Genomic DNA, 6,956 nt, shown 5'->3' on the forward strand with positions numbered 1-6,956 from the left:
GGTGGGGGTCAACTGTCCCAGACGAGTCTGGAGGAGGTTTTCGATAATCAGTCGTTGTCCTTGTTGTATGCCTTGTTGCAATCCTTGTTCCATGCCTCGTTGCAGCGCGGCATCCAGTTGTTGCCGATATAGGGGTGCTAACGCCATAATTAACTCCCTCTCCTCTGTGTCTAATTTTTGGTCTTGGTTAGCTTGTAAGTTGGCTTGCAAGTTATACAATAACTCTAGCGTAGACTGCCGCCGTTGGCTGTCTTCAGGTAATGCGGTGATTTCCTCGATGGCTTGTTGTTGGACTCTACCTTTTCCTAGAAGTCTCAACCAGAGGGTTTGGGGGGTACGAGGGAGTTGGTGGATGACAACGATGGCTGTTCGGAACGCCTCGTGAAGAAAATAGAGTCCATTGAACCGGTTTTGTTCATCGCCCAAGGCGCCAAAGCTATCGAGTAAGGGGGTTGAGGCGGTGGGGGTAAGTATCCATAGTCGGGGGAGTTCACTAGGGTTCAGGGAAGTAGACTCCCGTCTGGCGCGTCGTTCTAATTCAGCATATAGGTCAAACAGTTTAGAAAGACAACTGCGAATTTGACTGGGGGTAACGGCGTTGCGAAAGGGTTCAAAGACGGCGGAGGTTGTGGCGAAGCGCCCTAAAAGTCCCAGTGAGAGGAGGTAGTCATTTGAGATAGAGGTGGGGATAAATAAGACGTCAACCTCGCGCACTTCTCCAGCAATGTTGCGACTGGTTTGAACGTTTCCGATGGGGGATAAGAGTTGCTCAAGATAGTCCTTGGCAAATTGGTCATGGGGAAATCGAGTCATTGGGGCATGGGGATAGTCTACGAGTGTAGCTGTCTATCTTACCGGAGTTGGAGAAAAGAAAGCGATCGCACCTTGTCGGGGCGAGATGCCTGCATGAATGAACAACGCTAGAAACAGGGCGGGTTTACATAAGTTACCCGTTTTGGCTTACAGGTTATCGGTAAAACCCGCCCCGACAAACTATCGGGTCGCCCAAAACTTAATCAATAAAGCAATACTTTGACGCGACCCCTCCCTAACCCTCCCCTCGAAGGGGAGGGAACAAGATTGGCGCTTGCTGGGAATCAGGCTGCGATCGCACGATTGAATTGACCAGAAGGAAACAGGCGATCGCACGATTCAATTGACCCAAAGGGAACAGGCGATCGCACTGTTTGTCGTTGGCGCGTGGACAACCCCGGCTTGCATCCTTGCTGAAGTCAGATGATCGCTCTAGGTACAGAAGTGGGTAAGTTAGAGAGAGTGCCTGGGTTGATAGTCTGGACGTTGATAGGGTCGCAAGGATAGCAATCACCATTGATTAATCTCAACGATATCAATTTCGTTCTCTTTCCCGATTGGACTCAATCTGAGGAGGTCTTGGAACGCGATTTACAACAGGTGGTCAGGATGAGTGCGACTCATCTGGCGAGTCGGTATATCACCTTGTTGATTGATACGAGTACCATTGCTCAGGATGATGCTGAACTGTTTTTGTCTGGTGTGACCATGCATCTTTTGATGGCAGAAGATTTCCAGGTTACTGAGGGTGCGGAAATTGTACTCATGGGAGCGCTGAGTTGTCGTGAATGGCAGGATCTTTTGCCTCATCTTCAAGCTAGACTGGTTTTGCATTGTGAAAATCAGTCGGCAATTTCCCACGCTCACGCTGAATCTATTCCTGCCTATGATTTAGCAAGCTTGAGTCAGAAAGAGGCTAGGTTTTTTTGGCAGGAATTGGGGGATGGGTTATTTCAACAGGGAAAATGGCAAGCGGCTAAGGAGTGCTATGAAAAATTTCTGGCAGTTGGGCTGGGAGATGCTGAACTGTATTGGCGGTTGAGTGAATGTTTGAGATATTTACAGTTGACTGATGCTGCGATTAGTCGTCTTACTCAGGGAATTGAATTGTACCCGAAAGAAGGTAAGCTGCATTTCTCGTTAATCATGAATTTGCACGCTAGGGGTCGTATTCAAGAGGCAAGAAACCGAGCGAAGATTGCTTCAGAATTATTTCCTAGTAATTATAGGTTTAAAATCCTCAAATACTTGCTTTTACCGATAATATATAATAATCAAGCGGAAATTGTTGGCTATCGGCAAGAGTTCATCAGAGGACTGCAAGCATTAATCCAGGAAACCTCTCTAGAAACCGATGAAAATCAAAAGAATGCTCTGGTAGGGATAGGTAGCCTGACTAACTTTTATTTGCCCTATCAAGCTGAAAATGATCGAGAACTGCAATCTCAGTATGGAGAATTAGTCCATAAAATTATGGCAGCCAACTATCCGCAATGGGTGGTTCCTGTTTCTATGCCACCGCTTCGGGCAAATGATAAAATTCGGATTGGTTACGTTTCCGCTTATCTTCACGCTTACAGTGGCACCCTTTGGTTAACTGGCTGGTTACGTTATTGCGATCGCACCCGCTTTGAGATCTATTGTTACTATACGGGCAATACGCCGGATGCTGTTACCCAACAGTTCCAAGAATACAGTGATGTATTTTACCATAGTCCGGGTAATCTCGAAGACGTTTGTGAACAAATCCTTCGGGATCAACTTCATATTCTCGTTTTTCCAGAAATTGGGATGGACCCGCAAATTAGGCAAATGGGGAGTCTACGATTAGCCCCCGTGCAGTGTGTGGCTTGGGGTCATCCGGTGACGACAGGATTACCGACGATTGATTACTTTTTGTCGAGTGAGTTAATGGAACCGGAAAAGGCACAAGATCATTATTCGGAGAGGTTGATTCGTTTGCCAAATATTGGCGTGGCTTATCCTAAACCGTATATTCCGCCACGAGTTAAGTCCCGTTCAGATTTTCAGCTTCGGGAGGATGCGGTGATTTATTTGTGTTGTCAAGCGCCGTTTAAATATCTGCCTCAATATGATTGGATATTGGCGGAAATTGCCCGTCGGGTTCCTCAGGCTCAGTTCTTGTTTCTGCGGGGTGATTTATTGAAGCCGCGTTTAAATCGGGCTTTTGCCAAAGTGGGTTTGAGGAGTGAAGAGTATTGTGTGTTTCGTGCTATTCCCGAACGGCTAGACTATTTAATGATTAACTTACTTTCTGATGTTTATTTGGATACATTTTGTTGGTCTGGAGGGAATACAACCTTAGAGGCGATCGCCTGTTGTCTGCCTATTGTTACCTGTCCTGGGGAATTTATGCGGGGTCGTCATTCGTATAGCTTTCTGAAAATGCTGGGGGTGACACAGACAATTGCTGAGAATGAGGTAGATTATGTGGAAATTGCGGTAAGGTTGGGTATAGACTCGGCTTGGCGACAGGAAATCGGGGAACGTATGGCACAGCGGCTTGACTATCTCTATGAGGATAGAGCTTGTGTGGCTGGTTTGGAGGCGTTTTATCAGCAGATAGCAATACCTTGATCTGACCCCTCCCTAACCCTCCCCTCGAAGGGGGAGGGAACAAGATTGGCGCTTGCTGGGAATAAGGGTGCGATCGCGTGATGGAATTGACCCAAAGGAAACAAGCGATCGCACGATGGAATTGACCAGAAAGAAACAGGCGATTTTTGTAGGGGCGACCCGCCTGTATTAATTAACAACTCCAATCCATTCAATTGGTTCGGGTCGCCCTCGGCTCAAACCTTTGCGCCCAATACAATTGATGGAAATGGGAACAACCGGCGATCGCATGATTCAATTGACTGGAAGGAAACAGGTGATCGCATGATGGAATTAACTGGAAGGGAATAGGCGATCCTGGTAGGGGCGATCCGCCTGCATTAATGAATAACTCCAATCCATTTAATTTGATCGGGTCGCCCAATACTAAATCAACAAAGCAATACCTTGATCTGACCTCTCCCTAACCCTCCCCTTCGAGGGGAGGGAACAAGAAAGATTGGCGCGATCGCATGATTCAATTGACCGGATGAGAACAGGTGATCGCACCGTTTGTTGCCCGCACGTAGGGGCGCACAGACGTGCGCCCAATCAAATTGATGGGAATAGGAACAAGGGAGCGATCGCACGATTCCATTGACCGCAAGGAAACAAGCGATCCTTGTAGGGGCGCACGCCCCGTGCGCCCGATAAAATTGACGGGAATAGGAACAAGGGAGCGATCGCACGGTTCGTCATTGACGCCGATCTAAGGACTGGCTATAGGAAATCGAGCTAAGAGTTGCTCACGGGATAGCTGCGGTAGTTGTGAGAGGAGTTGGCTTAACTCTTGGGGGGGTAATGCTAATAAAGAAGTGACCCGTGCGCTGAGTTGCTCATCCAATTCTCCAAATCGAATTTTCAGCAAATTTTCGACAATGAAATGATGTGCTTGTTGGATTGCTGATTCACTGTTTTCCAGTTGAGATAATTGCAGGAGAAATGGGGTTAATTGTTGAGGGGGTAATGCTGATAAGGGAGTAATTAAAGCCGCGAGGGTGGGGGTCAACTGTCCCAGACGGGTCTGGAGGAGGTTTTCGATAGTCAGCCGTTGTCCTTGCTGTATGCCTTGTTCTATGCCTCGTTGCATACCTTGCTGCATACCTTGCTGCATACCTTGCTGTATGCCTTGCTGTATGCCTTGTTCTATGCCTTGTTCTATGCCTCGTTGCATACCTTGCTGCATACCTTGCTGTATACCTTGCTGTATGCCTTGTTCCATGCCTCGTTGCCGCTCGGCGTCGAGTTGTTGCCGAAATAGGGGTGCTAATGCCATAATTAACTCCCTCTCCTGTTTTCCTAAGTTTTGATGGGTTTGTAAGTTGATTTGCAAGTTATACAATAAATCTAGCGCAGATTGCCGCAATGGATGGTCTTCTGGTAATGCGCTGATCTGTTCAATGGCTTGCTGTTGGACTCTACCTTTTCCGAGAAGTCTCAGCCACAGGGTTTCTGGGGTACGGGGAAGTTGGTGGATGACGACAATGGCTGTTTTGAATGATTCTCCCATCAAGTAGATTCCCTCGAGCCAGTTAGATTCATCATTTATGGCTCTAAATCCGGCTAATAATCGGCTTGAAGCGGTGGGAGTGAGAATCCATAGTTGGGGGAGTTCACTGTCGTTGATGGAGGTATTTTTCCGTCGGACGCCTCGTTCTAGCTCTGAATGTAGGTCAAATAGTTTAGACAGACAACTGCGGATTTGACTGGGGGTGACGGCGTTGCGAAAGGGTTCAAATACGGCAGGTTTTGTGGCTAGGCGTCCTAAAAGTCCCAGGGTGGTTTGGTAGTCATTTGGCACAGAAGTGGGGGTGAAGTAAACGTCAACCTGTCGCACTTCCCCAGCAATGTCCCGACTTGTTTCAACGGTTCCTATAGGAGATAAGAGTTGGTCAAGAAAGTCTTTGGCGAATTGGTCGTGGGGGAATCGAGTCATTGAGGGATGGGGATAGTCTACGAGTGTAGCTGTCTATCTTACCGGAGTTGGAGAAAAGAAAGCGATCGCACTTTGTAGAAGCAACCCGCCTTTATTCATTAACAACGCTACAAACAGGGCGGGTTTACATAAGTTACCTGTTTTGGTTGACAGGTTATCGGTGAAACCCGCCCCTACAGATGGTCGGGTCGCCTTCGGCTTAAACCTTTGCGCCCAATACAATTGACGGAAATGGAACAGGCGATCGCATGATTGAATTGACCAGAAGGGAACAGGCGATCGCACGTAGACGCGATCACTGATATCTTTAGATTTTCAACGTCCATCCCGTGACCCAATTAGAAATGCCTCCCTATCAGATTGTCCTTGATACAAATGTGCTTCTTGCTGGTTTACGCTCAAATCGAGGAGCCTCTTACAAATTACTCACTCTCCTGAATAATCAACGCTGGCAACTCAATGTCTCGACGGCTCTCATTTTTGAATATGAGGAGGTTCTGAAAAAAGAAAGGACTCAATTAGGGTTGAGTCTAGACGATATTAACACCGTCGTTTCCACAATCTGCGCTATTGCTAATTGTCGTACAATATTTTATCTCTGGCGACCTGCGGCTCTTGACCCTGATGATGACTTTTTGATCGATCTAGCAGTAGAATGCCAAGCGGATTTTATCATCACGTATAATAAAAGAGACTTACGAATCGCTGAAACGTTTGGTATTCAACTCGTTACTGCTAAAGAGTTTTTACAAATTGTCGGAGAAATTGAATCATGAATCTAAACGCGACCATTCCTGATACCTTGTATCAACAAGTTGAAGCTTTAGCCAAGCGGGAGCATATTTCTGTAGAACAACTGGTAACTATTGCTCTATCGGCTCAAGTATCTGCTTGGATGACTAAAGACTATATCGAAGAAAAAGCAAAACAGGGACGTTGGGATAAATTTCAACAGGTTTTAAATAAGGTTCCCGATGTCGAACCCGAACCACAGGACAGTTTGTAATTTGTGTTACCCGATCACACCATCTTTGTTGACAGGGTATGGAACAGGCGATCGCACCGTTTGTCACCCGCAGGTAGGGGCGCACCGACGTGCGCCCGATAAAATTGACGGGAATGGGAACAACCTGCGATCGCACGGTTCGTCGTTGACGCCGATCTAAGGACTGGCTTAGGGAAATCGAGCTAAGAGTTGCTCACGGGATACCTGAGATAATTGCAACAGGTATTGGCTTAACTGTTGGGGGGGTAATGCTAATAAAGAAGTGACCCGTGCGGTGAGTTGCTCATCCAATTCTCCAAATCGAATTTGAAGCAAATTTTCGACAATGAAATGCTGTGCTTGTTGAATGCCTGATTCACTGTTTTCAAGTTGAGATAATTGCAGGAGAAACGGAGTTAATTGCTGAGGGGGTAATGCCGATAAGGGAGTAATTAAAGCAGTCAGGGTGGGGGTCAACTGTCCCAGACGAGTCTGGAGGAGGTTTTCGATAATCAGTCGTTGTCCTTGTTGTATGCCTTGTTGCAATCCTTGTTCCATGCCTCGTTGCAGCGCGGCATCCAGTTGTTGCCGATATAGGGGTGCTAA

General features: G+C 47.1%; 9 protein-coding genes and 1 pseudogene. 4 read left to right on the forward strand and 6 right to left on the reverse strand.

The features are described from left to right. Window positions 1-813, reverse strand: an 813-nt coding sequence (locus RIG27_RS17370; RefSeq protein ID WP_446347173.1) for a flagellar assembly protein H, incomplete at its 3' end; no start/stop codon positions are given. A 936-nt stretch (window positions 814-1,749) separates the two neighbouring features. On the opposite strand from RIG27_RS17370, the gene RIG27_RS17375 reads away from it, so the two are divergent. Next, a complete protein-coding gene (locus RIG27_RS17375) occupies window positions 1,750-3,411 on the forward strand; it encodes an O-linked N-acetylglucosamine transferase, SPINDLY family protein (RefSeq protein WP_446347187.1) in 1,662 nt (553 codons plus the stop codon). A gap of 190 nt (window positions 3,412-3,601) precedes the next feature. Here the strand turns inward: RIG27_RS17375 and RIG27_RS17380 are convergent, their stop codons facing one another. The 4 genes from RIG27_RS17380 to RIG27_RS17395 all read right to left on the reverse strand — a co-directional run bounded on the left by RIG27_RS17380 (window position 3,602) and on the right by RIG27_RS17395 (window position 5,650). After that, the gene (locus tag RIG27_RS17380) at window positions 3,602-3,787 is read right to left on the reverse strand and encodes a hypothetical protein (RefSeq protein ID WP_446347175.1); all 186 of its coding nucleotides are present in this window, start codon (window positions 3,785-3,787) and stop codon (window positions 3,602-3,604) included. A 194-nt stretch (window positions 3,788-3,981) separates the two neighbouring features. Further along, window positions 3,982-4,128, reverse strand: coding sequence for a hypothetical protein (locus RIG27_RS17385; RefSeq protein ID WP_446347177.1), 147 nt, complete (start codon window positions 4,126-4,128; stop codon window positions 3,982-3,984). A 10-nt stretch (window positions 4,129-4,138) separates the two neighbouring features. Next, window positions 4,139-5,365: a flagellar assembly protein H gene (locus RIG27_RS17390; RefSeq protein ID WP_446347179.1), complete on the reverse strand. Its 1,227-nt coding sequence runs from the start codon at window positions 5,363-5,365 to the stop codon at window positions 4,139-4,141. A gap of 33 nt (window positions 5,366-5,398) precedes the next feature. Beyond that, window positions 5,399-5,650 carry a hypothetical protein gene (locus RIG27_RS17395; RefSeq protein WP_446347181.1) on the reverse strand — a complete coding sequence of 84 codons (252 nt, stop codon included), beginning with the start codon at window positions 5,648-5,650 and terminating at the stop codon, window positions 5,399-5,401. 59 nt (window positions 5,651-5,709) lie between these two features. On the opposite strand from RIG27_RS17395, the gene RIG27_RS17400 reads away from it, so the two are divergent. Genes RIG27_RS17400 through RIG27_RS17410 form a run of 3 tightly spaced genes read left to right on the forward strand, consistent with a single transcriptional unit; the run spans window position 5,710 to window position 6,531 of the window. After that, on the forward strand, window positions 5,710-6,141 hold the full coding sequence (locus RIG27_RS17400) for a putative toxin-antitoxin system toxin component, PIN family (RefSeq protein WP_446347189.1): 432 nt from the start codon (window positions 5,710-5,712) through the stop codon (window positions 6,139-6,141). Then, window positions 6,138-6,371: a hypothetical protein gene (locus tag RIG27_RS17405; protein WP_446347183.1), complete on the forward strand. Its 234-nt coding sequence runs from the start codon at window positions 6,138-6,140 to the stop codon at window positions 6,369-6,371. The genes RIG27_RS17400 and RIG27_RS17405 overlap by 4 nt, the downstream gene beginning before the upstream one ends. Window position 6,372: 1 nt before the next feature. Next, on the forward strand, window positions 6,373-6,531 hold the full coding sequence (locus RIG27_RS17410) for a hypothetical protein (RefSeq protein WP_446347185.1): 159 nt from the start codon (window positions 6,373-6,375) through the stop codon (window positions 6,529-6,531). 8 nt (window positions 6,532-6,539) lie between these two features. Here RIG27_RS17410 and RIG27_RS17415 read toward each other — a convergent pair. After that, a pseudogene (locus tag RIG27_RS17415) lies at window positions 6,540-6,956 on the reverse strand (flagellar assembly protein H); the annotation flags it as partial.

The organism is Coleofasciculus sp. F4-SAH-05 (assembly GCF_040222985.1).
Taxonomy (GTDB): domain Bacteria; phylum Cyanobacteriota; class Cyanobacteriia; order Cyanobacteriales; family Coleofasciculaceae; genus Coleofasciculus; species Coleofasciculus chthonoplastes.